The sequence below is a fragment of the Cellulomonas sp. P5_C6 genome (genome assembly GCF_054049635.1).
This window is the reverse complement of sequence record NZ_JBFULZ010000019.1, coordinates 1-22,376: the sequence shown is the minus strand read 5'-3', so window position 1 is coordinate 22,376 and position 22,376 is coordinate 1. Positions and strand designations below refer to the sequence as shown.

The following is a 22,376-nucleotide window of genomic DNA, read 5'->3' as shown; positions in this document are numbered from 1 at the left end:
CGGCAACGAGTGGGATCGACGCTGGTCCGGGCGATCCTCAGGGGTGGCCCAGCGAGCTCGCGCGCACCACCAGCTCCGCCGGGATCTGCTGCCGCAGCACATCCTCCCCCGCGAACGCGGCCTGCAGGGACGCGACCGCCAGCCGCCCCAGCGCCCCGAAGTCCTGCCGGACGGTGGTCAGCGGCGGCGTGTAGTGCGCGGCCCCGACCTCGTCGTCGAACCCGACGACGGCGACGTCGGCAGGCACCCGGACGCCCCTCTCCCAGAACGCGTGCAGCAGGCCGAGCGCGAGCTGGTCGTTGGCCGCGAAGATAGCGCGGGGCAGCCCCTCGTCGGCCATCCGCAGCCCCAGCTCATACCCGTCGGCGGCGTCCCAGCCGGCCTCGATGTGCTCCGGGGCGCCGGGACCGCTGACCTCGCGCCAGCCGGCCAGCCGGTCCTGGGCGTCGAACCAGTCCTGCGGACCGGCGACGTGCACCACCTCGGGGAAGCCCTGGTCGAGCAGGTGCTGCGTGGCCAGCCGGGCACCGTGCCGCTGGTCGACCCCGACGGCGTGCAGGTGCGCCTCCGCGGGCAGGTCCGACGCCGACGAGATGAGCACCACCGGCACGGGCGACGCGATGGCGGCGATGGCCTGCGCGACCTCCGTCGTCGGCGCGATGATCGCGATGCCGTCGACACCCTGGCCCAGGAAGTGCTCGACCGCCGTGTGCATGCTGTCGCCGTCGAACTGCCGGATGGTCGCGACCGACACGAACCACCCGACCACCCGGGCGGCCTCCTCGAGCCCGACCAGCGTGCTCGTCGGGCCGTAGAGGGCCGTGGCCGGGGTGACGACCCCGAGCGTGCCGGAGCGCCGCGTGACCAGGGCGCGGGCGGCGCTGTTGCGGCGGTAGCCCAGGGTCGCGATGGCCTCGGTGACGCGGTCGCGGGTCTCGGGCCGCACGCTCGGGTGACCGTTGAGCACCCGGGAGACGGTCTGGTGGGAGACGCCCGCGAGCGCGGCGACGTCGCTCATCGCCGGCGGGCGAGCCGCTGCGTTCATCGGTCGCTCATCAGTACTGCTGGCCGAGCTCGCGCGAGCGGTCCCGCGCAGCCTGTGCCGCCGCGACCACGCCCGCCCGCACCCCGTGCGCGTCGAGCACCTGGACGGCCGCGACCGTGGTGCCGCCGGGCGACGAGACCCGCTCGCGCAGGATCGCGGGGTGGTCGCCGGACCGGGCCGCGAGCGCCGCGGACCCCTCGACCGTGGCCACCGCGAGCTGCGTCGCGAGGTCCCGGCTCAGGCCGAGCAGCACGCCGGCCTCCGCCATCGCGTCGATCAGGTAGAACGCGTACGCCGGCCCGGACCCCGAGATCGCGGTCACCGCGTCGAGGTCCTTCTCCTCCACCCGGACCACGAGCCCGGTGGCGGCGAGCATCTTCTCGACGAGCACCAGGTGGCCCTCGGTCGCGTGGGTCCCGGCGGCGATCGCGCTGGCTCCCTTGCCGACGACGGCCGGCGTGTTCGGCATGACACGGACGACCGGCTGACCGAGGTCGAGCCGCTTCTCGTAGCTGGAGATCGGCAGACCGGCCGCGACGCTGACGACGAGCTCGCCGCCGCGCAGGGTCTGCTTGATCTCGTCGAGGACCGAGGCGACGACGTTCGGCTTGACCGCGAGGAGGACCACGTCGGCGCGCGCGGCGGCGTCCGCGTTCGACGCCCCGGTCCGCACCCCGTAGCGGCCGGCGAGCTCGTCGGCGCGGGGCACGTGGCGCTCGGTGATCTCGACCTGCTCGGGCGCCCATCCCGCGGTCAGCAGCGCGCTGAGCAGCGTCTCGCCCATCACCCCGCCGCCCAGCACCGCGACCTGCGGCGTGCCGCCGGTGGCCTCGTCGGTCATCGTCGTCCTCCCGTCCGTGCCGCCGGAGGGCGACGCCGCGAGCCTACCGACGCGGAGCCGCCCACCGGCGCGCACGCGACCGGCGGGCTACCCGTTCGGGTTGGCACCCCCACCGGTGAATCCCGCCGGGGGGCCGCCCTGGCCGCCACCGTCGAACACGAAGCCGGCCGGGGGACCCTGGTCGGTCGAGTCGCCGCCCAGGCCCGACAGGCCCGAGCTCGTGCTCGACGTGCTGGACACGATGGCCTGGTCGTTGTCTGCGAGGACCACCTCGTCGCCGGCCGAGAGCCCGTCGGTGATCTCCGTCCGCTCGGCGCCGACCGCGCCACGCGTGACCGTGACGTCCGTCGGGGCGCCGTTCTTCAGCACCTGGACCGTGGCGGTCGCGCCGTCGACGTGGACCGCCGACGTCGGGACCGTGAGGACGCCGTCGGCACCCGCGACCGAGAGGTGGACCTGCGCCGAGGCGCCGTCGTAGAGCGTCGCGTCCGTCGGGTCCAGGGCCAGCTCGACCGTGTACGCCGGGTCGGCCGTCGTCGAGGTGTCGAGGACCCCGATGCTGCTCACGGTGCCGGTCAGCGTCGTGTCCGTGCTCGGCGTGGTCACCTGCGCGGTCTGGCCGACCGTGACGATGTCGATCTTGGTCAGCGGGACGCTGGTGGTGACCGTGTAGCCGTCCGGTCCGAGGACCGTGATCACCGCGGTGGTCGACGACGCCGAGACGGAGTCGCCCGCGGCGAGCGAGACGGCCGCGACCGTGCCCGCGATCGGGCTGGTGAGGTTCGAGAACGGGAGCCGGCTCTGCGCCAGCGCGACGTTCGCCTCCTGCAGGTCGATCGCGGCCTGGTCGGCCAGGATCGTCGCCGCCGTCGCCACCGTCGTCGTGCTGCCGGACGGCGTGCTGCTGCTCGACGACGGCGTGCTCGTCGTGGGTGTGCTGGTGGTCGGCGTGCTGGTGGTGGCCGGCGTGGTGGTGGCCGACGTGCTGGTGGTCGGGGCCGTCGTCGACGGGGTGCTGCTGGTCGGGGTGGTCGTCGACGAGCTGGACGCGATCGCCTTCTGCAGCGCCTGCACGGCCTGGTCGAGCGCGTCGGCGAGCGTCATCAGCGCCTGCTGCTCGGTGTCCGTGGCCGTCTGCGCGTCGAGGGCGCCCGAGAGCGCGGCCTGGCAGTCGGCGAGCGCCCGCTCGACGGCCGTCGGGTCCGGGTCGGTCGTGGAGTCGTCGGTCGTGGCGTCGTCGGCGGTCGGTGCCGGGTCCGAGGTGGTCCCGTCCGTCGAGGTCGGGTCGGGCGTCGGCGTGGCGTCGCCCGAGTCGTCGCCCGAGGCGTCGGCCGGGTCGTCCCCGGTGACGTCGGTGCCGACGACCGCGAGGAACGCCGCGCACGACGCCTGCGACGCCGTGACGCTCGCCCCGCTCGTCGCGAGCGCGTCGGCGGTCACCTTGTACTGGTCGAGCAGCGCCTGCTGGGCCTGCTGGACGTCGGCCGCCGCCTTCGCGACCGCCGGGTCCGTCGAGTCGGCGCCCCCGTGCGGGTCGGCGCCGGTCGCCGGGGCTGACGGGGAGGCCGATGGGGAGGCCGACGCGGAGGCCGATGCCGACGGGGTCGACGACGACTTCGCGGAGGACGACGAGCTGGCGGACGACGAGCTGGCGGACGACGAGCTGGCGGACGAGCTCGACGAGGACGACGAGGTCGACGCCGTCTGCGAGTCCAGGTCGTCGCTGAGCTGCTGCTGGGCGTCGGCCAGGTCGGCCTGCGCCTTGTCCACGGCGTCCTGCAGCGCGCCGGTGTCGAGCGTGGCGAGCACGTCCCCGGCCGCGACGACCTGGCCGACGGACACGTTCACCGTCGCGACCGTGCCGTCGACCGAGAACGCCGCGTCGCGACGGCTGACCGAGGCGATCGTGCCGACGGAGTCCACGATCTGCTCGACGCTGCCCGTCTCGGCGGTCGCCGTGCGGTAGCGGCTGTCGTCGGGACCCCCGAGAGCCAGGGCGACGCCGCCGCCCGCGGCGACCAGGACGACGGCACCCGCCGCGGTGAGGGCGACGATGCGGCGACGACGGGCCCGGCGCCGCAGCGCGACCGACGGGCGGGTGGCGGCGTCAGGCATTGGTGCCGCCCTGCGTGGAGCCGTCCTGCGTGCCGCCCTGACCGCCGCCCGGGAACCCGCGGCCGCCGAGCATGCCCGTGGTGCACTGGCCGTCGGTCGGCGCCGAGACGGTGATGCTCGTCGCGGTGACCTTGCCGCTGTCGTCGGCCTGGCCGCGGGCGCTCGCGCACTGCCCGACCACCACGGCGGTAGCGTCGGCCGCGACCGTCTTCGTGTAGGTCGTGGCGTCCGTGACCGTGACCGTGCGGGACGTCGTGGCGTCGTCCTGGCCGGTGACCTCGACGGTCAGCGTGCTGCCGTCGATCGCGGTGACCTTGCCGGCGGCGACGCCGTTGAAGCCCCGCATGCCGCCGCCGGGGGCGCCGGACGGCATGTCGGTCGGGGCACCGGACGGCCGGTCGCCCGCCTGCATGCTGGGCATGTCGGTCGGGGCGCCTTCGGGACGCTGGCCACCGCCGGGTCCGCCGCCGAAGCCACCGGCGCAGGTGCCGTCGTCGGCCGCGGTCGTGAGCTGGATGCTGGTCGCGGCCAGCGGGGCGGTCGCGTCGGTATCCGTCGAGGTGGTGGCCGTGGACACCGCGACCACGCACGAGCCGACGGTGACGTCGGAGAGCGCACCGGCCACCGACGCCGTGAACGTGGTGTCGTCGGTCCAGGTCACCGCGGTCTGCGCGTCCGTGGACCGGACCTGCATGACCGTGCCGTTCACGGACGCGATCTCGCCCGAGGTGCCACCGCCGCCGGGTCCGGAGCGCTGCGCCCCGTCGCCCTGCTGCTGCTGGGGCGCCGCGGAGGTGGCGGGAGCGGCGGCCTGGGAGGCGCCGGCCGAGCAGCCGGCGAGCACGAGGACGGAGACGGCGGCGAGCGCGGGCAGCAGCCGGGTGGTCACGCTGGACATGGGAAGACTCCTTGCTGAGGGGTGGGAGGTGCGCACGGCTACTCGGCTCGCAGCGCGTCGATGGGGGCCAGCCGTGCGGCGCGGGTGGCGGGGTAGACCCCGAACACCAGGCCGATGCCCATGGCGACGACCACCGAGCCGGCAACCGCGCCGCCGGACACGACGACCGAGCTGCCGAGCAGGCTGGGCAGGAGCTGCGCCGCGGCGATGCCGAGCGCGGCACCGAGCACGCCACCGGCCAGGCCGAGCACGCCGGCCTCGACCAGGAACTGCCGGCGGATGGCCCACGGCGGGGCGCCGAGCGCCTTGCGCAGACCGATCTCGCGGGTCCGCTCCGTGACCGAGACGAGCATGATGTTCATGACGCCGATGCCCCCGACCAGCAGCGACAGGGCCGCGATGCCGGTGAGCAGGACGGTCAGCGTCTTGTAGACGGCGGTCGCCGTGGACACCAGGGCGTCCTGGCTGTTGATGGTGAAGTCGGCGCTGTCGGCGGACGTGATCCCGTGCAGGTTGAGCAGCAGGGCCTCGGCCTCCTGGTAGGCGGCGTTGAGCTGGTCCGTCGACGCGGCCTGCACGTAGATGGTCGAGACCGCGTTGCGGTCCTGGCCGCCGACGAGGGTGTCCGCGGCCGTCGACATCGGGATGACCGCGACGTCGTCGAGGTCGCTGTCGCCGCTGGCGCCCTGAGCCGCCAGCACGCCGACCACCCGCAGGTCCGTGTCGCCCACGGTCACGGTCTGACCGACCACGCGGGTGGACCCGAACAGCTCCTGCGCGGTCTCGGGGCCGAGCACGACGACGTCCGCCCGGGAGTCCACGTCGTCGGCCGTGAAGAACGACCCGGAAGCCATCGTGCGGCCGCGGACGTCGAGCCAGTCGGCGCTGGTCCCGGTGACGGCGGTCGTCCAGTTGGTGTCGTTCGCCTCGAGCGAGGTCGACGTCGTCTTCTCGGCCGCGACCTTGCCGATGTCCGGCGCGTTGACCGAGGAGTCCAGCGCCGCGGCGTCGGCCGTGGTCAGCGTGGTGCGCGACCCGAACCCGCCGCGGACGCCCTCCGTGCTGGTGCTGCTGCCGGGCTTGACGATGAGCAGGTTGCTGCCCAGCTGACTGATCTGCTCGCTGACGTCCTTCTGCGTGCCCAGCCCGAGGCCGACCGTGAGGATGACCGCGGCGATGCCGATGAGGATGCCCAGCACGGTCAGGATCGAGCGCATCGCGTGCGACGTCACCGCCGACCAGCCGGTGCGCAGGGTCTCGCTCCAGGTCATGCCGCACCCCCGACGATCAGCCCGTCGTGGACGCGGACGACGCGCTCGGCGCGGTCGGCCACGTCGGCCTCGTGCGTGATGAGGACGATCGTGCGTCCCTGCGCGTGCAGCTCGTCGAAGAGGGCCAGGACGTCGCTGGTCGAGGTCGAGTCGAGGTTGCCCGTCGGCTCGTCGGCCAGCAGGAGGGCCGGTTCGCCGACGAGGGCGCGCGCCACCGCGACGCGCTGCTGCTGCCCGCCGGACAGCTCGCCCGGGCGGTTGTCCAGGCGGTCGCCCAGTCCGACCCGCTCGAGCGCGGCCGCGGCCCGTTCCCTGCGCAGGGCCGCGGGCACCCGCCCGTAGACCAGCGGGAGCTCCACGTTGCGCCACGCGGACAGCGACGGCAGCAGGTTGAACTGCTGGAACACGAAGCCGATGCGGCGGTTGCGGATGTCCGCGAGGTCGATCTCGTCGAGCTCGCCGACGTCCTCGCCGGCCAGGTGGTACGTGCCGGCGCTCAGCGTGTCCAGGCAGCCCAGGATGTTCATCAGCGTCGACTTGCCCGACCCCGACGGCCCCATGACCGCCACGTACTCGCCCTGCTCGATCCGCAGGTCGATGCCGCGCAGGGCCTCGAACTCGATGCTGCCGGACGTGTAGGTCTTGCGGACGCCGACAAGGTCGATGACCGGCTCCTTGCTGTGGGCCTCGGGCGCCGCCTCGAAGTACGGCAGCGTCAGCTCAGCCATTCGTCTGGCCGCCCTGCTGGAGATTCGGAGGGCCACCCTGGAAGCCGCCCGAGGGGAACTGCCCGTCCTGCTGGTTCTGGTTCTGCCGGCCCGTGCCGCCCGAGCCCGGCGTGAACGTGGCGAGCACGACCTCGTCGCCCTCGGCCAGGCCGGCCGTGATCTCGGTGAGGTTGCCGGACGTCTCGCCCGTGGTGACCGTGACGTCGATGGTCTTGCCGTCGGCGTCGACCTCCTTGACCGTGGTCGTCCCGTCGGTCGCGGTCGTGACCGCAAGGCTCGGGATGGTCAGCACGTCGGTGCGGCGCTCGTAGACCAGCGCGACGTCGGCCGCGACCCCGTCGTGCAGCCCGGCCTGGTCGCCCGTGACCGCGACGGTCACCGGGTAGGCGGCGACGCCCGAGTCGCTGGTGGACAGCAGGCCGATCTCGCTGATGGTGCCGAAGATCGGGGTCGTCGCACCGTCGAGGGTGACCTCCGCCTGGTCGCCGACCGCGATGAGCGCGACGTCCGCGTCGCTGACCGTGACGTCGACCTCCCACGCGTCGGTGCCGACGATGGTGAACTGCGCGGTGCTGGTGGTGCCGGTGCTCGAGCCCGAGGGGGCGTTGCCCGTCGACCCACCGCTGACCGCGTCCCCGACCTCGAGGTTCACCGCGGTGAGCAGGCCGGCGACCGGGGCCGTCAGGGTCGCGCCGTCCATCGCGGTCTGCGCGGTGTCGACGCCCGACTGCGCCACGTCGACCTGTGCCTGCGCCGCGGCGACCTGCGCGGTCCCGGACGCGTCCGACAGCTTGGCCTGCGCGCTGGCCAGCGTGGCCTTCGCCTGCAGCAGGTCAGCGTTGAGCTGCAGGGTGTCGACCGTGGCGAGCGTCTGCCCGACCGTGACCGTCTGCCCGACCGCCACGGGGACCGCCGTGACCGTGCCGCTGACGTCGAAGCTGACGTCCTGCTGCACCGACGGCGTCAGCGTGCCGCTCCCGCTCACCGACTTCTGCATCGTGGTCAGGCTCGCTGCGACCGTCCGCGTGATCGGCGCGGCCGACGCCGCGGAGGCGTCCCTGATCCCGAACCACCAGACGGCCGTGGCGACGAGGCCCACGAGGACCACGGCCGTGACCGTTCTCGTCAGCGGCGTCGTCCGCCTCCATACGTGCTGCATCTTCTTCCTCACGTCGACCCGGCCTTGTGACCTGGGCCGAACGTAGGGAGGCGTGCTGGATCGGCCTTAGCACCGACCTGTGGCGAGCCTGTGAGTCGCGAGCCCCACTGACGTCCGCGTTCGTGCGGGCTCCCACCCGCACGAGTGCGGACGTACGCGTTTCCTCCGCGGGGACGTCCGCGCTCGATGAGGTTCTGACCCCATCGAGTGCGGACGTTGCGAGGTTGCTCAGTCCGCCGGCAGCAGCAGGCCGTCGCGGACCAGGCCGCGGGCCGACGGGAGGACGTCCGCCGCGACCGCGTCGGCGCCGACCTCCAGCAGGGCGCCCAGCGCGTTGATGATCTGGCCGACCGTGAGCTCGCCGTCGCAGACGCCGACGAACCCAGCGAGTGCGGTGCCGGCCTGGACCGTCCGACCGAACCCGCCGCCCTGGCGCAGGATCACCACCTGCGGGTCGACAGTGCCCGGCGTGAAGTAGCGCTCCTCGGTGACGTCCGGCGCGACGACGAGGCGCTGACCTGCGAGATCGTCGTCCGTGAGGGATGCCAGCCAGTCGTGGGCCGCCAGTGCGTCCGCGAACACCGGGCCGAGGGGCTGGCGGACCGTCCCGGTGACCTCCTCGAGCCGGCGCAGGGACAGCTCGCCCAGCGGCTTGCGCAGGGTCACGATGCCGAAGCCGATGCCCTCGACGTCCCGCGACGCGAAGTCGTCGAGCCACTGCCCGTACCGCTGCGCCCACGCGGCACGGTCCCGGTCGGGGGTCGTGCCGCCGTCGCGGATCCACGTCTCGGCGTACTGGGCGGGGTCCTGGAGCTCGCGCTGCACCACCCACCCGTCGAGCCCGCTGGCGTCGAGCCACGAGCCGACCCGCTCGTGCCACTGCTCGCCGCGCCGCACCTCCCAGTTGCCCAGCAGCTGCGCGACCCCGCCGGGCGCCAGCACCGCGCCGACGCCCTCGACCAGCTCGCGCACGATCGCGTCGCCGGCCCGGCCACCGTCGCGGTACTCGTACGACGGCATCCCGGGTGTGCGCGGGGTGATGACGAACGGCGGGTTGCTGACGACGAGGTCGAACCGCTCCTCGGCGACGGGCTCGAGCATCGACCCCTCGCGCAGCTCCAGGCGGAACCCGTCCAGCCCCGCGAGCTCCGCGTTGAACCGGGCGAACCCGAGCGCCCGCCGCGAGATGTCGGTGCCGACGACCCGTCGCGAGTGCCGCGACGCGTGCAGCGCCTGGATCCCGCAGCCGGTGCCCAGGTCGAGCACGTGGTCCCGCTCGTCGCGGACCGTGACCTGCGCCAACGTGGTCGACGCCCCGCCGACGCCCAGCACGTGGTCCGTCCGAAGGGCCGTGCCCGTGGCCAGCTCGCCGAGGTCCGACGTGATCCACCAGTCGACCTCGCCGCCACCGTCGACCGCCGTGTACGGGCGGAGGTCGACGCGCGCCCGGACCTCGTCGCCGTCGGCCTCGACCAGGCTCAGCTGCAGGGCGCCGGCCACGCCGAGCGTCGGCAGCGCGCGCTCCAGGCTCGTGCGCGCGACGGTCTCGCCCAGCAGGAACGCGCGGATGAGGACCGCGACGACGTCGTCGGCGGCCGCAGCCGTCGCCCGCAGCGCGGGGACCGGCTCCTCGCGGTGCAGGGCGTCGGCGGCGACGGCACCGAGCACCTCCTCGACCCCGGCGACGCCGTAGTCGGAGCTGCGCAGGTCGTCGCGGAGCGCCGCGACGAGCGCGGCATCGGGCCGGGGCGCGCCGGGCGCGGAGTCGTGAACCACGCAGCCATCATCCCCGGCCCCGGCCGCACGGCCACCGCGACGTCCCCCCATCCGGTCGCCAGGCGCTCGGTCCTGCGGACGTCGCCGCACCGTGCACCCACGACGTCCGCAGATTCCGTCGCCAGGACGCCCGATCGTGCGGACGTCCCCGCACCGGCACCCACGACGTCCGCGGATTCCGTCGCCGGGACGCTCGGTCCTGCGGACGTCCCGAGGACGGAGCTCAGACCGCGAGATCGACGATCAGCGGACGGTGGTCGCTGGCGTGCAGGACGGCCGGGTCGGACGGGATGGTCGGCGACGACGTCACCAGGTCCGGCGACGCCAGGATCGCGTCGATGCGCTGGCGCGGCTCGACCGCGGGGAACGTCGGTCCGCCGGAGGGGTCCGCGTCGACCAGCACGGCGGTGAGGGCCGCCCACGCCGGCCCGTCGGGGAGCTCGTTGAGGTCGCCGAGGACGACGGTGCGGGAGGCCGGGACGTGGTCGCGCAGGACGACGGCCAGGTGCGCGGCGCGCTCGACGCGGACCAGGGAGAGGTGGACGACGACGAACCGGATCCCCTCGACGGTGGCCACCGACACGCCCCGGCGGGTGGTCCCGGGCCGCCACGACAGCCGCACCGCGCCGGCGCCCGACACGCGCAGTGCCGGGGCGACCAGCAGCGCGGTCGTCCGGGCACCGTGCCCGTTCACCACCGGCCGCAGGCCGACCGCGCGGGCGAACCGGGCCAGCCGCCGGCGACCCAGCAGACCCCGCGGCGGCTCCTGGACGGCGAGCACGTCCGGTGCGGCGGCGCGGACCACGGCGGCCGCGGCCGGGGCGGACAGGTGCAGGCACTTGAGGTTGTACGTCATGACCCGCATGGGTCAGGAGCCTGCCAGCAGCCACCTGATCTCGCGCAGGAACAGGGCGACGCGGGACGGGGAGTCGTAGGACCGGACGTCGTGCCCCAGGGCGTCGTAGACCACCCGCCCGGGTCCGGGCGCCACCCAGACGACCGGGTGCTCGGCGCCCTCGTGGTCGGCGACGACGAGCACCTGCACGTCGGGCGCGACCTCCAGGTCGAGGTAGCGCTCGTCGTCGGCCTCGACGACGAGCAGGCCCGCGGTGACCGGGTGCGACGGGTCGACCACGCGGAACGACGCGCGCCCGTGCGGCGGGTGCCACGACGTCCCCTCGACCCACCGACCGCCGAGCAGGGAGCTCCAGGTCGGCGAGTCGGCGAACGTGTTCGCCGCCTGGTGCAGCCCGAGCACGGGCACGCCCGCCGCGAGGAGGGCCGCGAGCCGCGCGTGGAACCCGGCCCAGTCGTCGTCGGACCCGTCGAACGAGGGGTCGGACCGCCCCGAGCCGGACGCGACGACCACCAGGTCCGGCGTGAGGTCGTCGAGCGCGGTCGGGACGGTGCCGCGGACGGTGGACGACAGACCTTCGTCGGCGAGCAACGACGCGACCCGGTGGGCGATCGCCGCGGTGTCGTGCCACGGGTCCTCGTAGCGGCCGTGGCCGGCGAGGACGAGCGCGTGGGGCATGGACCCTCCCTGGAGGGACGACGATGCCCCCGACCGGAGCCGGGGGCATCGTCGTCGATCGTCAGCCGGCGAGCGCCTTCTCGGCCTCGCGGGTCAGGTCAGCCTCGTCGGCTCGCGCCGCACGAAACCGAGACATGACGACTGCGCCGCCCGCGACGAGCGCGGCGACCACGGCGATGCTGATGCGAGCCGTCGTGTTGGCGTCGGTCCCCACCGAGACCGCGACCACGGCCGGGGCGATGAGCAGCGAGACCAGGTTCATCACCTTGAGCAGCGGGTTGATGGCCGGGCCGGCGGTGTCCTTGAACGGGTCACCCACGGTGTCGCCGATGACCGCCGCCGCGTGGGCGTCGGACCCCTTGCCCCCGAAGTTGCCGTCCTCGACGATCTTCTTCGCGTTGTCCCAGGCACCGCCCGAGTTGGCCAGGAAGACCGCCATGAGCACGCCGGTCGCGATGGCCCCGCCGAGGAACCCGGCGAGCGGGCCGACCCCGAGGCCGAACCCGACGGCGATCGGCGCGAACGCCGCGAGCAGCCCGGGCGTCGCCAGCTCACGCAGGGAGTCACGCGTGCAGATGTCGACGACCTTGCCGTACTCGGGGCGCTCCTCGTAGGTCATGATCCCGGGGTGCTCGCGGAACTGGCGACGGACCTCGAAGACGATGGCCCCCGCCGCGCGGGTCACGGCGTCGATGGCCAGGCCCGAGAACAGGAACACGGTCGCACCGCCGAGGATGACCCCGACCAGCGTGACCGGGCTGATGATGCTGTAGTTGAGCATCGAGGCAGTGATGTCGCCCGTGACGTCCCCTGCCGTGCGCAGCGCGCTCGCCACCGCCTCCGCGTACGACCCGAACAGCGCGGTCGCCGCGAGGACGGCCGTCGCGATGGCGATGCCCTTGGTGACGGCCTTCGTCGTGTTGCCGACGGCGTCCAGGTCCGTGAGGATCTGCGCGCCCTCGGGGCTGACGTCCCCGGACATCTCCGCGATGCCCTGGGCGTTGTCGCTCACCGGCCCGAACGTGTCCATGGCGACGATGACGCCGACCGTGGTCAGCAGGCCGCAGCCCGCCAGCGCGATGAGGAACAGGGACAGCGCCACCGAGCCGCCGGCCAGCAGGAACACGCCGCAGATGGCCGCGGCGATGATGCCCGCGGTGTAGACGGCGGACTCGAACCCGACCCCGATGCCCGACAGGACCACCGTGGCCGCGCCGGTGAGCGTGGTGCGCGCGACGTGCAGCGTCGGCTTGCTCGTCGTGCCGGTGAAGTAGCCGGTGACCCAGAGGATGATCCCGGCCAGGACGACGCCGATGGCCACGGCGACCGAGGCGATCAGGCGCGGGTCGCCGGGGTGCGTCTCCAGGCCGGCGGTGCCGCCCGTGAAGTCGGCGAACGTCGACGGCAGGTAGACGAACGCGGCGATGGCCGAGAGGCCGACGCCGACGAGTGCCGAGATGTAGAAGCCGCGGTTGATGGCCGCGAGGCCGCTCTCCGCGCCGCGCACCCGCGTGATGAACACGCCGAGCACCGCGACCAGCGCACCCATCGCCGTGACGATCAGCGGGAAGACGAGACCCTGCTCGCCGAACGCCGCCTTGCCCAGGATGAGCGCCGCGACCAGCGTCACCGCGTAGGACTCGAACAGGTCCGCGGCCATGCCGGCGCAGTCGCCCACGTTGTCGCCGACGTTGTCCGCGATGGTGGCCGCGTTGCGCGGGTCGTCCTCGGGGATGTGCTTCTCGACCTTGCCCACCAGGTCGGCGCCCACGTCGGCGGCCTTGGTGAAGATGCCGCCGCCGACCCGCATGAACATGGCGAGCAGCGCGGCCCCGAAGCCGAAGCCCTCGAGCACCGACGGCGCCTGGGCCTTGTAGATGAGGACGACGGACGCGGCGCCGAGCAGGCCGAGGCCCACGACGCTCATGCCCACGAACCCGCCGGTCCGGAACGCGATGCGCGCGCCCTCTGCACGCCCACCCTCCTGCGACGCGGCGGCAGCCACCCGGACGTTGGCCCGCGTGGCCAACCACATGCCCAGGTACCCGATCGCCGCGGAGAACCCGGCGCCGACCAGGAAGAAGACCGACCGGCCCACCTTGACCCCGCTGTCCCCCGGCAGCAGGAAGAGCAGGGCGCAGACGACGACCGCGAAGAGGGCCAGGGTGCGGAACTGCCGGCTCAGGTACGCCGCAGCCCCTTCCTGGACCGCGCGCGCGATCTCGCGCATGGACTCGGTCCCCTCACCGGCCGCGAGCACCTGACGGCGCAGCACAACGGCGATGAGCAGGGACGCGACCGCAACGGCCGCGATGACACTGACGATCGTGATGCTCGTTGACCCGAGCTCGACCATGCATCCTCCTCGGACATCAGCGAGGCCCCCCTGACCGCGCCCGTCACGCAGCCCCGTTGCTGTGCGACCCGGTGAGTCTAGCCAGCAGATGTGACGTGGATCGCACCACCACGCGTCGGTTGTATGACCCGCTCGAACCGCATCGCGACCGCGCCGACGGGCCGACTCAGGCGCTGAGGGCGGCCTCGACCGTCTCGTGCACCGTGAACACCGGCAGCAGGGCGGTGATGCGGAAGACCTTGAGCAGCCGCTCGGAGTCGATCACCAGCTGCAGCTGCCCGCCCGCGAGCCGGACCTTCTTCAGGGTGCCGACGAGCACGCCGAGGCCGGTCGAGTCCATGAAGGTGACCGCACGCAGGTCGATGACCAGGTCGGTGCGGTCGCGGTCGAGAAGCTCCGCGAGCTGGTCACGCATCGCGTCGGCGGACGACACGTCGATCTCGCCCTCGACCTCGACGACGGTCCGGGGACCGATGTCCCGGCTGGTCACACGCACATCCACGCGGGTCCCCTCTCTGGGGGCAGTCAATCAGAGAGGACGCCCCGCGACGAGGACGGGTTACCCCGGCAACCGCTGTGCGTGGAGGAGGGCCGCCCGGTACTCGCTGGTCGTGCCGTCCGGGCGGGCCGCCTGCAGGACGTGGTCGCGCACGCCGAGGTCGCGCAGGGCCGACTCGAGCCCGGCCACCTCGTCGGGGTGCAGGACGGTCGGGTCGACCGTCGTGCGCACCTGGAGGTCCACGCCCGAGTCGAGGGCGACCCGCAGCGAGGCGAACGCGGCGTCGGCGCTCGTCGTCGGCCCCCCGACCCGGGTGATCGCGCGGTAGAGGTGCGCCGGAGCCTTGATGTCGAGGCCCACCCAGTCGACGTGCGGCAGCACCGCGGCCAGGCGACGCGGGTAGATGCCGGCCGTGTGCAGGCCGACCTGGAACCCCTCGTCACGGACCCGGCGCGCCGCGTCGACCAGCCCCGACTGCCTCGTCGGCTCCCCGCCGGAGAACACGAGGCCGTCGAGCAGCCCGTGCCGCCGGTCGAGCAGGTCGAGGACGTCGCGCCACGGCACCTGCCCGGGCGCGCGCGGGTCGAGGATCGCGGAGTTGTGGCAGTACGTGCACCGCCACGGGCAGCCCTGCAGGAAGGCCGTCGCGACGAGCCGGCCGGGCCAGTCGCACGACGACAGCGGGACAAGCCCGGCGATCGCGAGGCCGTTCATACGAGCACGGCCTCCCGGAACGGTGTCCGCTCGGCATGCTCGCCCTGCTTGCCCACGTTGAACGAGCTGACCGGCCGGTGGTACCCCATGACCCGCGTCCACACCTCGCAGACCACCGGCTCGGCCCCGGGGCACTCGTCGGCGCACCGCGGGCAGGTCGGCTGCTCGCCGGCCAGGTAGCCGTGCCGGGGGCAGATCGAGAACGTCGGCGTGACCGTGAGGTACGGCAGCCGGAAGCTCGACAGGGCTCGGCGGACCAGCGTCCGGCACGCGTCCGGGCTCGACAGCCGCTCCGCCATATAGAGGTGCAGGACCGTGCCGCCGGTGTACTTGGTCTGCAGCTCGTCCTGCCGCGAGAGGGCCTCGAACGGGTCGTCGGTGTACCCGACCGGCAGCTGCGAGGAGTTCGTGTAGTACGGGTGGTCGGGCGTGCCGGCCTGCAGGATGCCGGGGTACCGGCGCAGGTCCTCCTTGGCGAACCGGTACGTCGCACCCTCGGCCGGCGTGGCCTCGAGGTTGTAGAGGTGGCCGGTCGCCTCCTGCAGCTCCACCATCCGCGCCCGCACGTGGTCGAGCACCCGCACGACGAGGGCGTGGCCGCGGTGGTCGACGATCCCGTAGCGGTCGCCCGTGAGGTTGCGGACCATCTCGTGCAGGCCGTTGACCCCGATGGTGGAGAAGTGGTTCTCGAGGGTGCCCAGGTAGCGGCGGGTGTACGGGAACAGGCCGTCGTCGATGAGCCGCTGGATGAGGGTCCGCTTGAGCTCGAGGGACGTGCACGCGAGGTCGATGAGCCGGTCGAGGCTGGACATCAGCCCGTCCTCGTCGTCCTTGTGCAGGTACCCGAGCCGGGCGCAGTTGATGGTCACCACGCCGATCGACCCCGTCTGCTCCGCGGACCCGAACAGCCCGTTGCCGCGCTTGAGCAGCTCGCGCAGGTCCAGCTGCAGGCGGCAGCACATCGACCGCACGTCGCCGGGGTTGAGCTCGGAGTTGAGGAAGTTCTGGAAGTACGGCAGCCCGTACTTGGCGGTCATCGCGAACAGGCGGTCGGCGTTCTCGCTGTGCCAGTCGAAGTCCTTGGTGACGTTGTAGGTGGGGATGGGGAACGTGAACACCCGGCCGGACGCGTCGCCGTCCGTCATCACCTCGATGTACGCCCGGTTGATGAGGTCCATCTCGTGCTGGAGCTCGCCGTACGTGAAGTCGCACGGCTCGTCGGCCACCAGCGGGACCTCGTCGCGCAGGTCGTCGGGGCACGTCCAGTCGAACGTGAGGTTGGTGAACGGCGTCTGGGTGCCCCAGCGGGACGGCACGTTGAGGTTGTAGACCAGCTCCTGGACGCCCTGCAGCACCTGCTCGTACGACAGGCCGTCCAGCCGCACGTACGGCGCCATGTAGGTGTCGAACGAGCTGAACGCCTGCGCGCCGGCCCACTCGTTCTGCATGGTGCCCAGGAAGTTGACCACCTGCCCGATCGCGGAGCTGAAGTGCCGGGGCGGCCGGGCGTCGACCTTGCCGGGGACGCCGTTCAGGCCCTCCTGCAGCAGCGTGCGCAGCGACCAGCCCGCGCAGTACCCGGACAGCATGTCGAGATCGTGGATGTGGAGGTCGCCGTCGCGGTGCGCGCGGCCGATCTCGTCCGGGTAGACGTGGCTGAGCCAGTAGTTGGCGACGACCTTGCCGCTGGTCTGCAGGATCAGCCCGCCGAGCGAGTACCCCTGGTTGGCGTTGGCGGCCACCCGCCAGTCGCTGCGGTCGAGGTACTCGTCGATCGACGATCCCACCTCGACGACCACTCGCTCGGACATGTCTGGGCACTCCTCGTCGTCGGGGATCGGGTGCGCCAGTTCTATGCCCGGGGTCGTCCGCGCCAGGGGGACCTACGTCCCGACTCCGGTCGCTGCGCCACGGGTGCCCGGCGTGTCGCTCGGAACGCCCCGACGCGCCCCCGGCGTGTCGCTCCGGCGGGCTCGGCGCGGCCCCGTCGTGCGGCTCCGGTCGTCGACTCAGCCGCGGACGAAGCGGACCGGGTCCCCCGGTCGCAGCTGGCCGAGGAGGCCGATCGCGCGGCGGCGGACGACCGCGGCGACGGGGTAGCCGCCGGTCACCGGATGGTCGACGGAGAAGACGACCGGCTGCCCGTCCGGGGGCACCTGGACCGCCCCGACGACCAGGCCCTCCGACGGGAGCTCGTGGCCGGCGAACGTCGCCACCCGCGCGATCGCCGGCCCGTCGAGCCGCACCGCCACCCGGTTGGTCGCCGGCGTCACGTGGTAGTCGCCGGCGCAGAGCCGCGTCAGGGCGTCCGTGAACCAGTCGGCGTGGGGACCGGGCACCACCGGGAGCTCGATCCGGCCCGGCCATGCCCCGACCGGGGCGACGTCGACCAGCGGCCAGCCCTCCGGCGCCGGTCCGACCGCCAGGACGTCCCCCGCCGTCAGCGGGTGCGGCCCGAGACCTGCGAGCTGGTCGGTGCTCCGCGAGCCCAGGACCATCGGCACGTCGATGCCTCCGCGCACCGCCACGTAGGTCCGCAGGCCCGCGGTGGCCATCCCGAGCCGCAGCTCGGCGCCGTCCCGCAGCTCGAGCACGGCCTCGTGCCCGACGGGGTGACCGTCCACCCAGGCCGGCCCGCGCGCGCCCGCGAGCGCCACGGTCTGGTCCCCGCGGACGCGCAGCCGCAGGCCGCCGACCAGCACCTCGAGACCCGCGGCCCCCTCGTCGTTGGCGACGAGCCGGTTGGCCAGCCGCAGCGCGCCGGGGTCCGCGGCCCCCGAGCGACCGACGCCGATGTGCGCCCAGCCGGGCCGTCCCAGGTCCTCCACCAGCGTGAGCACCCCGGGGTCGAGCACCTCGAGGGTCATGACGCCTCGAACCGCACGCGCGTGCCCGGCCGGAGCAGGGCCGGTGTCTCGCGCGCCACGTCGAAGAGCACGACGTCGCACCGGCCCAGCAGCCGCCACCCGCCCGGGGTCGCCGCCGGGTACACGGCGCTGAACTCGTCGGCGATCGCCACCGACCCCGCCGGGACGCGTTGCCGCGGGCTGTCGAGGCGCGGCACCCGCAGCGCCGGGTCGAGGCCCGTGAGATACGCGAAGCCGGGCATGAAGCCGCCGAACGCGACCGTGTACCGACCGCCCGCGTGCCGTGCGACCACCTCGTCCTGCGACAGCCCGGTCAGCCGCGCGACGTCGGCGAGGTCCGGCCCGTCGTACTCGACCCGCAGCACCACGTCGGCCCCGCCCTCGGTGCGTCCGGCCTCGGAACGCGCGTCCCACCACCGCTGCACCGGGAGCTCCTGCGCGTCGGCCCCCTCGCGCACCCGCAGCAGCAGCGTCCGCGCGGCCGGGACCTGGTCGACGAGGACGGCCGCCGCCGGATCCGTCCCCCGCGCGGCCCGGATCGCGTCGTCCAGCGCGCGGACCTCGGCCAGGCCGGGCAGCTCGACCAGCACGGCGTCGTCCCCGTAGGGCAGCACCCGCAGGTCGCCCGCGCCGGTCATGCGCCGACGAACCGTTCGAGTCGCACGCCGCTCTGCTCGAGGGCCGCGCGCACCGCGACCGCCAGGACCGCGGCGCCCGGAGTGTCGGAGTGCACGCACACCGACTCCGCCCCGACCCGCACGTCCGTGCCGTCGACCGCCCGCACCACGCCCTCGACGGCCATCCGCACCACCCGGGCCGTGACCTCGTCGGCCGCCGTGACCACCGCGCCCGGCTCTGAGCGCGGCACCAGCGTCCCGTCGGCGCGATACCCGCGGTCGGCGAACGCCTCGGGGACAGCCCGCAGACCCCGGGCGGTCGCCGACGCCAGCACCGCGGACCCGGGCAGACCCACCACCGGCAGGACCCCGACGGCCTCGACGACGGCGCGAGCCTGCGCCTCGTGGTGGACCACCGCGTTGTACAGAGCCCCGTGGGGCTTCACGTAGTCCACCCGCGTGCCGACGCCCTGCGCGATCCGCTGCAGGGTCGCCACCTGCTGCGCCACCTGAGCCCGCAGCACGTCGGGCGGCACGTCGAGGAACCGCCGCCCGAAGTGCTCGCGGTCGAGGTAGGACACGTGCGCGCCGACCGCCACGCCCCGAGCCGCGGCTGCCCGGCAGACGGCGGCCATGATCCGCTCGTCGCCCGCGTGGAAGCCGCAGGCCACGTTCGCGCTGGTCACGACGTCGAGCAGCTGGGTGTCCAGACCGTCGACGCCGTGCTCCCAGGCGTCGAGCTCCTCGCCCAGGTCGCAGTTGAGGTCGATCCGTACGGCCATGCCCCCGATCCTGCCCGACGGCGGCCCGGTGCGAGGATGTGCCCGTGGTCGGAACCGGTGAGCTGCTCGACGTGCTGCTCGCCGCTGGACGCCGCGCCGACCGCATGACCCACGTGCGGCACATCCCCTCGCGACCCGGCACGCAGGCGGACTGGCCCTCCTGGGCCGACGCCGACCTGGTGCACGGGTACCGCTCGCTGGGCGTCGAGCGCCCCTGGCGGCACCAGGTCGAGGCCGCCGACGCCGCCTGGTCCGGTCGGCACACGGTCCTGGCCACGTCGACCGGCTCCGGCAAGTCCCTCGCGTTCTGGCTGCCCTCGCTGTCCACCACCCGCGCCGCGGCCGCCGGGGCCCTGCTCGATCCCGGCCGCATCGAGACCGTCGGGCGGCGGGCCACGACCCTGTACCTCTGCCCGACCAAGGCCCTCGCCGCCGACCAGCTCGCCGCCCTCGACCGCCTGCTGGTCGCCGGCCGTGCGCGCGACGTCCGGGTGGCCACGTGCGACGGCGACACGTCCCTCGACGAGCGCCGATGGGTCCAGGAGCACGCCGACGTCGTGCTCACCAACCCCGACTTCCTGCACTTCGCCCTGCTCCCGCAGCACCGGCGGTGGGCTCGGACGCTGGGGTCGCTGCGGTTCGTCGTGGTCGACGAGTGCCACGCCTTCCGCGGGGTCTTCGGCGCGCACGTCGGCCTCGTCCTGAGGCGGCTGCGCCGGCTCGCCGCCGCCTACGGCTCGACGCCGACCTTCCTGCTCGCCTCGGCGACCACGTCCGACCCGGCCGCGAGCGCCGCCCGGCTGATCGGCGTCGACGAGTCGGAGGTCACGGCCGTCACCGACGACGCGTCCCCCGCCGGCCGCAAGACGTTCGTGCTCTGGCAGCCGCCCGAGCTGCCCGGCACCGAGGCCCCGTGGTCGTCGCTGCTGCCGGCGGACGACCCGTGGGCCACCCCGCTCGCCCTGCCCGCGCACGTGACCCGCGCGCTCGATGACCCGAGCCGGCCCGCGCCCGACGACGTGTGGGGCCTGGCACCCCCCGGCGCCCCGTCGGACGACCCCGTCGTGCTGGCCGACCTGCTCGCAGCGGCGTTCCCGGGCTCCGAGGGCTCGGGTCCGGTGGGCACGGGCGAGCGCGTCGTCGCGGAACCCGCCGACCGTCCCCGCCGCACCGCGACCGCCGAGATCGCGGACCTCCTGGCCGACCTCACGGCCGCCGGCGCGCGCTCCCTCGCGTTCACCAGGTCCCGCCGCGGCGCCGAGTCCGTCGCCGCCACCACCCGCGCGCACCTCGCGGAGATCGACCCCACCCTGGCGCGCTCGGTCTCGGCGTACCGCGGCGGGTACCTGCCCGAGGAGCGCCGCACTCTCGAGGCCGCGATCCGGTCCGGCTCGCTGCGTGCGCTCGCGACGACCAACGCCCTCGAGCTGGGCGTCGACATCTCGGGGCTCGACGCCGTGCTCATCGCGGGCTGGCCGGGCACTCGCGTGTCGCTCTGGCAGCAGGCGGGACGCGCCGGACGCGCCGGGACCGACGGGCTCGTGGTGCTGGTGGCCCGGGAGGACCCCCTCGACACGTTCCTGGTGCACCACGCCGAGGCGATCTTCGACGCCCCCGTCGAGGCAACCGTCTTCGACACGACCAACCCCTACGTCCTGGCGCCGCACCTGTGCGCCGCCGCAGCGGAGCTCCCCGTGCGAGCCGAGGAGCTCGACCTGTTCGGCCCGCGCACCGCCGAGCTGCTGGGCGAGCTGGTGCAGCGCGGCACGCTGCGCCGGCGGCCGTCCGGCTGGTACTGGACGCACAACGAGTCGGCGAGCCGCCTGACCGACCTGCGCGGGTCCGGCGGCGACCCGGTGCGCGTGGTCGAGTCCGTGACCGGGCGGCTGCTCGGCACGGTCGACGCCGGGTCGGCCGACTCCACCGTCCACGACGGCGCGGTCTACGTGCACCAAGGCCTCACCTTCGTGGTCGACGAGCTCCGCCTCGAGGACGGCGTCGCGCTGGTGACCCGCCGGGACGTCGACTACGGCACCTGGGCGCGCTGGGTCACGACGACCGAGATCCAGTCCGTCGACGCCGAGGTGCCCTGGGGGCCGGTGACCTGGGGGTTCGGGTCGGTCGACGTCACCACGAAGGTCCTGGGCTACCAGCGCAAACGCATCCCCGACCTCCAGGTGCTCGGCAGCGAGGAGCTCGACCTGCCCGCCCGGACCCTGCGCACGACGGCCGTCTGGTGGACCGCGCCGGCGGAGGTGCTCCTGGCCGCCGGCGTCACGGTCGAGACCGCACCCGGAGCCCTGCACGCCGCCGAGCACGCGTCGATCGGCCTCCTGCCCCTGCTGGCCACCTGCGACCGGTGGGACCTCGGCGGCCTGTCCACCGCGTTGCACGTCGACACCGAGCAGGCGACCGTCTTCGTCCACGACGCCTACCCGGGCGGCGCCGGGTTCGCGGAGCGCGGCTTCACGCTCGGCGCGACCTGGCTGCGGGCCACCCGCGACGCGGTCGCCGCCTGCCGCTGCCTCACCGGCTGCCCCGCCTGCGTGCAGTCCCCCAAGTGCGGCAACGCCAACAACCCCCTGGAGAAGGCCGCCGCGATCCGCCTGCTCGACGCCGTCCTCGCCCACGCCCCGACGCCCTGACTCTTCTCCGGGGCTCCCGACCCTGAGCGAGACCCCGCGGATCACCCGCGCGCCGACGCCGGTCCCGCGCGCGCGGCTGCCACGGCGTCCCCCGCGGGACCGGGCACGACCACCCGCACGGTCACGACGCCGCCACCCTCGTCGACGCACCCCGCGAGCCGTGCCCCGTTGCGCCCGACGACCTCGCCCGCGAGCTCGCACGGGTCGCCAGCGGCGTCGAGAAGACGCGAGGCCCCCGCGAGTGCGCCGAGGTCCGCCGCGGTCTGCGCCCGGCCACGGGCGAGCTGCGCGGAGCCCAGCAGCCCCAGCATCGCCGCCACGGACACCGCGGCGCCCACGACCGCCAGCAGCAGCACCGTCCCCGAGCCACGGTCGGCGGCGCCGGCGCTCACGGCTCGGCCCGTGCGACCGCTGTCGCCTGCGCCTGCAGCGGCGACCCCCGCCAGGAACCCGACCCGACGGCGGACGAGACGACGACCGTCACCCAGCCGTCCGCGCGGCTCACGGCGACCGCCGCCCCGTCACCGGC

19 protein-coding genes are annotated in these 22,376 nt (G+C 74.2%); 1 reads left to right on the top strand and 18 read right to left on the bottom strand.

Features of this window, described 5'->3' with window-relative positions; translation table 11 throughout:
* Nucleotides 1–37 precede the first annotated feature (37 nt).
* The 17 genes from ACXJKG_RS03800 to ACXJKG_RS03720 form a co-directional block, all read right to left on the bottom strand.
* Nucleotides 38–1,045, bottom strand: a complete 1,008-nt coding sequence (locus tag ACXJKG_RS03800; protein ID WP_456844430.1) for a LacI family DNA-binding transcriptional regulator — start codon at nucleotides 1,043–1,045, stop codon at nucleotides 38–40.
* A gap of 10 nt (nucleotides 1,046–1,055) precedes the next feature.
* Complete coding sequence (proC, locus tag ACXJKG_RS03795) at nucleotides 1,056–1,886, bottom strand: pyrroline-5-carboxylate reductase (protein WP_456844429.1); 831 nt, start codon at nucleotides 1,884–1,886, stop codon at nucleotides 1,056–1,058.
* A gap of 87 nt (nucleotides 1,887–1,973) precedes the next feature.
* The gene (locus ACXJKG_RS03790) at nucleotides 1,974–4,001 is read right to left on the bottom strand and encodes an HlyD family efflux transporter periplasmic adaptor subunit (protein WP_456844428.1); all 2,028 of its coding nucleotides are present in this window, start codon (nucleotides 3,999–4,001) and stop codon (nucleotides 1,974–1,976) included.
* On the bottom strand, nucleotides 3,994–4,899 hold the full coding sequence (locus ACXJKG_RS03785; RefSeq protein WP_456844427.1) for a hypothetical protein: 906 nt from the start codon (nucleotides 4,897–4,899) through the stop codon (nucleotides 3,994–3,996). The genes ACXJKG_RS03790 and ACXJKG_RS03785 overlap by 8 nt, the downstream gene beginning before the upstream one ends.
* Nucleotides 4,900–4,937: 38 nt before the next feature.
* Nucleotides 4,938–6,170 (bottom strand): ABC transporter permease, encoded by a 1,233-nt coding sequence (locus ACXJKG_RS03780; RefSeq protein WP_456844426.1) that lies wholly within the window; start codon nucleotides 6,168–6,170, stop codon nucleotides 4,938–4,940.
* A complete protein-coding gene (locus ACXJKG_RS03775) occupies nucleotides 6,167–6,898 on the bottom strand; it encodes an ABC transporter ATP-binding protein (protein WP_456844425.1) in 732 nt (243 codons plus the stop codon). Before ACXJKG_RS03775 ends, ACXJKG_RS03780 begins: the two co-directional genes overlap by 4 nt.
* Nucleotides 6,891–8,006 (bottom strand): efflux RND transporter periplasmic adaptor subunit, encoded by a 1,116-nt coding sequence (locus tag ACXJKG_RS03770; RefSeq protein ID WP_456844424.1) that lies wholly within the window; start codon nucleotides 8,004–8,006, stop codon nucleotides 6,891–6,893. Before ACXJKG_RS03770 ends, ACXJKG_RS03775 begins: the two co-directional genes overlap by 8 nt.
* Nucleotides 8,007–8,285: 279 nt before the next feature.
* Entirely contained in the window at nucleotides 8,286–9,884 is a 1,599-nt protein-coding gene (locus tag ACXJKG_RS03765; protein WP_456844423.1) for a DUF7059 domain-containing protein, read from the bottom strand.
* A 172-nt stretch (nucleotides 9,885–10,056) separates the two neighbouring features.
* Nucleotides 10,057–10,698 carry an endonuclease/exonuclease/phosphatase family protein gene (locus ACXJKG_RS03760; RefSeq protein WP_456844422.1) on the bottom strand — a complete coding sequence of 214 codons (642 nt, stop codon included), beginning with the start codon at nucleotides 10,696–10,698 and terminating at the stop codon, nucleotides 10,057–10,059.
* Nucleotides 10,699–10,701: 3 nt separating this feature from the next.
* Nucleotides 10,702–11,367: a ThuA domain-containing protein gene (locus ACXJKG_RS03755; RefSeq protein WP_456844421.1), complete on the bottom strand. Its 666-nt coding sequence runs from the start codon at nucleotides 11,365–11,367 to the stop codon at nucleotides 10,702–10,704.
* 61 nt (nucleotides 11,368–11,428) lie between these two features.
* Entirely contained in the window at nucleotides 11,429–13,723 is a 2,295-nt protein-coding gene (locus tag ACXJKG_RS03750; RefSeq protein WP_456844420.1) for a sodium-translocating pyrophosphatase, read from the bottom strand.
* 166 nt (nucleotides 13,724–13,889) lie between these two features.
* A complete protein-coding gene (locus tag ACXJKG_RS03745) occupies nucleotides 13,890–14,225 on the bottom strand; it encodes an STAS domain-containing protein (protein ID WP_456844419.1) in 336 nt (111 codons plus the stop codon).
* Nucleotides 14,226–14,282: 57 nt separating this feature from the next.
* Nucleotides 14,283–14,936: an anaerobic ribonucleoside-triphosphate reductase activating protein gene (locus tag ACXJKG_RS03740; RefSeq protein ID WP_456844418.1), complete on the bottom strand. Its 654-nt coding sequence runs from the start codon at nucleotides 14,934–14,936 to the stop codon at nucleotides 14,283–14,285.
* On the bottom strand, nucleotides 14,933–16,747 hold the full coding sequence (locus tag ACXJKG_RS03735; protein ID WP_456844417.1) for a ribonucleoside triphosphate reductase: 1,815 nt from the start codon (nucleotides 16,745–16,747) through the stop codon (nucleotides 14,933–14,935). The genes ACXJKG_RS03740 and ACXJKG_RS03735 overlap by 4 nt, the downstream gene beginning before the upstream one ends.
* A 198-nt stretch (nucleotides 16,748–16,945) precedes the next feature.
* Nucleotides 16,946–17,803 carry a 5-oxoprolinase subunit C family protein gene (locus ACXJKG_RS03730; RefSeq protein ID WP_456844416.1) on the bottom strand — a complete coding sequence of 286 codons (858 nt, stop codon included), beginning with the start codon at nucleotides 17,801–17,803 and terminating at the stop codon, nucleotides 16,946–16,948.
* A complete protein-coding gene (locus tag ACXJKG_RS03725; protein WP_456844415.1) occupies nucleotides 17,800–18,441 on the bottom strand; it encodes a 5-oxoprolinase subunit B family protein in 642 nt (213 codons plus the stop codon). Before ACXJKG_RS03725 ends, ACXJKG_RS03730 begins: the two co-directional genes overlap by 4 nt.
* Nucleotides 18,438–19,202 carry a LamB/YcsF family protein gene (locus ACXJKG_RS03720; RefSeq protein WP_456844414.1) on the bottom strand — a complete coding sequence of 255 codons (765 nt, stop codon included), beginning with the start codon at nucleotides 19,200–19,202 and terminating at the stop codon, nucleotides 18,438–18,440. The genes ACXJKG_RS03725 and ACXJKG_RS03720 overlap by 4 nt, the downstream gene beginning before the upstream one ends.
* A 104-nt stretch (nucleotides 19,203–19,306) precedes the next feature.
* On the opposite strand from ACXJKG_RS03720, the gene ACXJKG_RS03715 reads away from it, so the two are divergent.
* A complete protein-coding gene (locus ACXJKG_RS03715) occupies nucleotides 19,307–21,847 on the top strand; it encodes a DEAD/DEAH box helicase (RefSeq protein ID WP_456844441.1) in 2,541 nt (846 codons plus the stop codon).
* A gap of 41 nt (nucleotides 21,848–21,888) precedes the next feature.
* On the opposite strand, the gene ACXJKG_RS03710 is transcribed toward ACXJKG_RS03715, so the two are convergent.
* A complete protein-coding gene (locus tag ACXJKG_RS03710; protein WP_456844413.1) occupies nucleotides 21,889–22,239 on the bottom strand; it encodes an Rv3654c family TadE-like protein in 351 nt (116 codons plus the stop codon).
* Between the last annotated feature and the right edge of the window lie 137 nt (nucleotides 22,240–22,376).

Coding starts and splice junctions, on each gene's coding strand:
- ACXJKG_RS03790 (WP_456844428.1), bottom strand. CDS start 4,001: ATGCCTGACGCCGCCACCCGCCCGTCGGTCGCGCTGCGGCGCCGGGCC.
- ACXJKG_RS03750 (WP_456844420.1), bottom strand. CDS start 13,723: ATGGTCGAGCTCGGGTCAACGAGCATCACGATCGTCAGTGTCATCGCG.
- ACXJKG_RS03760 (WP_456844422.1), bottom strand. CDS start 10,698: ATGCGGGTCATGACGTACAACCTCAAGTGCCTGCACCTGTCCGCCCCG.
- ACXJKG_RS03725 (WP_456844415.1), bottom strand. CDS start 18,441: ATGACCGGCGCGGGCGACCTGCGGGTGCTGCCCTACGGGGACGACGCC.
- ACXJKG_RS03755 (WP_456844421.1), bottom strand. CDS start 11,367: ATGCCCCACGCGCTCGTCCTCGCCGGCCACGGCCGCTACGAGGACCCG.
- ACXJKG_RS03740 (WP_456844418.1), bottom strand. CDS start 14,936: ATGAACGGCCTCGCGATCGCCGGGCTTGTCCCGCTGTCGTCGTGCGAC.
- ACXJKG_RS03775 (WP_456844425.1), bottom strand. CDS start 6,898: ATGGCTGAGCTGACGCTGCCGTACTTCGAGGCGGCGCCCGAGGCCCAC.
- proC (WP_456844429.1), bottom strand. CDS start 1,886: ATGACCGACGAGGCCACCGGCGGCACGCCGCAGGTCGCGGTGCTGGGC.
- ACXJKG_RS03730 (WP_456844416.1), bottom strand. CDS start 17,803: ATGACCCTCGAGGTGCTCGACCCCGGGGTGCTCACGCTGGTGGAGGAC.
- ACXJKG_RS03785 (WP_456844427.1), bottom strand. CDS start 4,899: ATGTCCAGCGTGACCACCCGGCTGCTGCCCGCGCTCGCCGCCGTCTCC.
- ACXJKG_RS03800 (WP_456844430.1), bottom strand. CDS start 1,045: ATGAACGCAGCGGCTCGCCCGCCGGCGATGAGCGACGTCGCCGCGCTC.
- ACXJKG_RS03765 (WP_456844423.1), bottom strand. CDS start 9,884: ATGGGGGGACGTCGCGGTGGCCGTGCGGCCGGGGCCGGGGATGATGGC.
- ACXJKG_RS03780 (WP_456844426.1), bottom strand. CDS start 6,170: ATGACCTGGAGCGAGACCCTGCGCACCGGCTGGTCGGCGGTGACGTCG.
- ACXJKG_RS03735 (WP_456844417.1), bottom strand. CDS start 16,747: ATGTCCGAGCGAGTGGTCGTCGAGGTGGGATCGTCGATCGACGAGTAC.
- ACXJKG_RS03720 (WP_456844414.1), bottom strand. CDS start 19,202: ATGGCCGTACGGATCGACCTCAACTGCGACCTGGGCGAGGAGCTCGAC.
- ACXJKG_RS03715 (WP_456844441.1), top strand. CDS start 19,307: ATGACCCACGTGCGGCACATCCCCTCGCGACCCGGCACGCAGGCGGAC.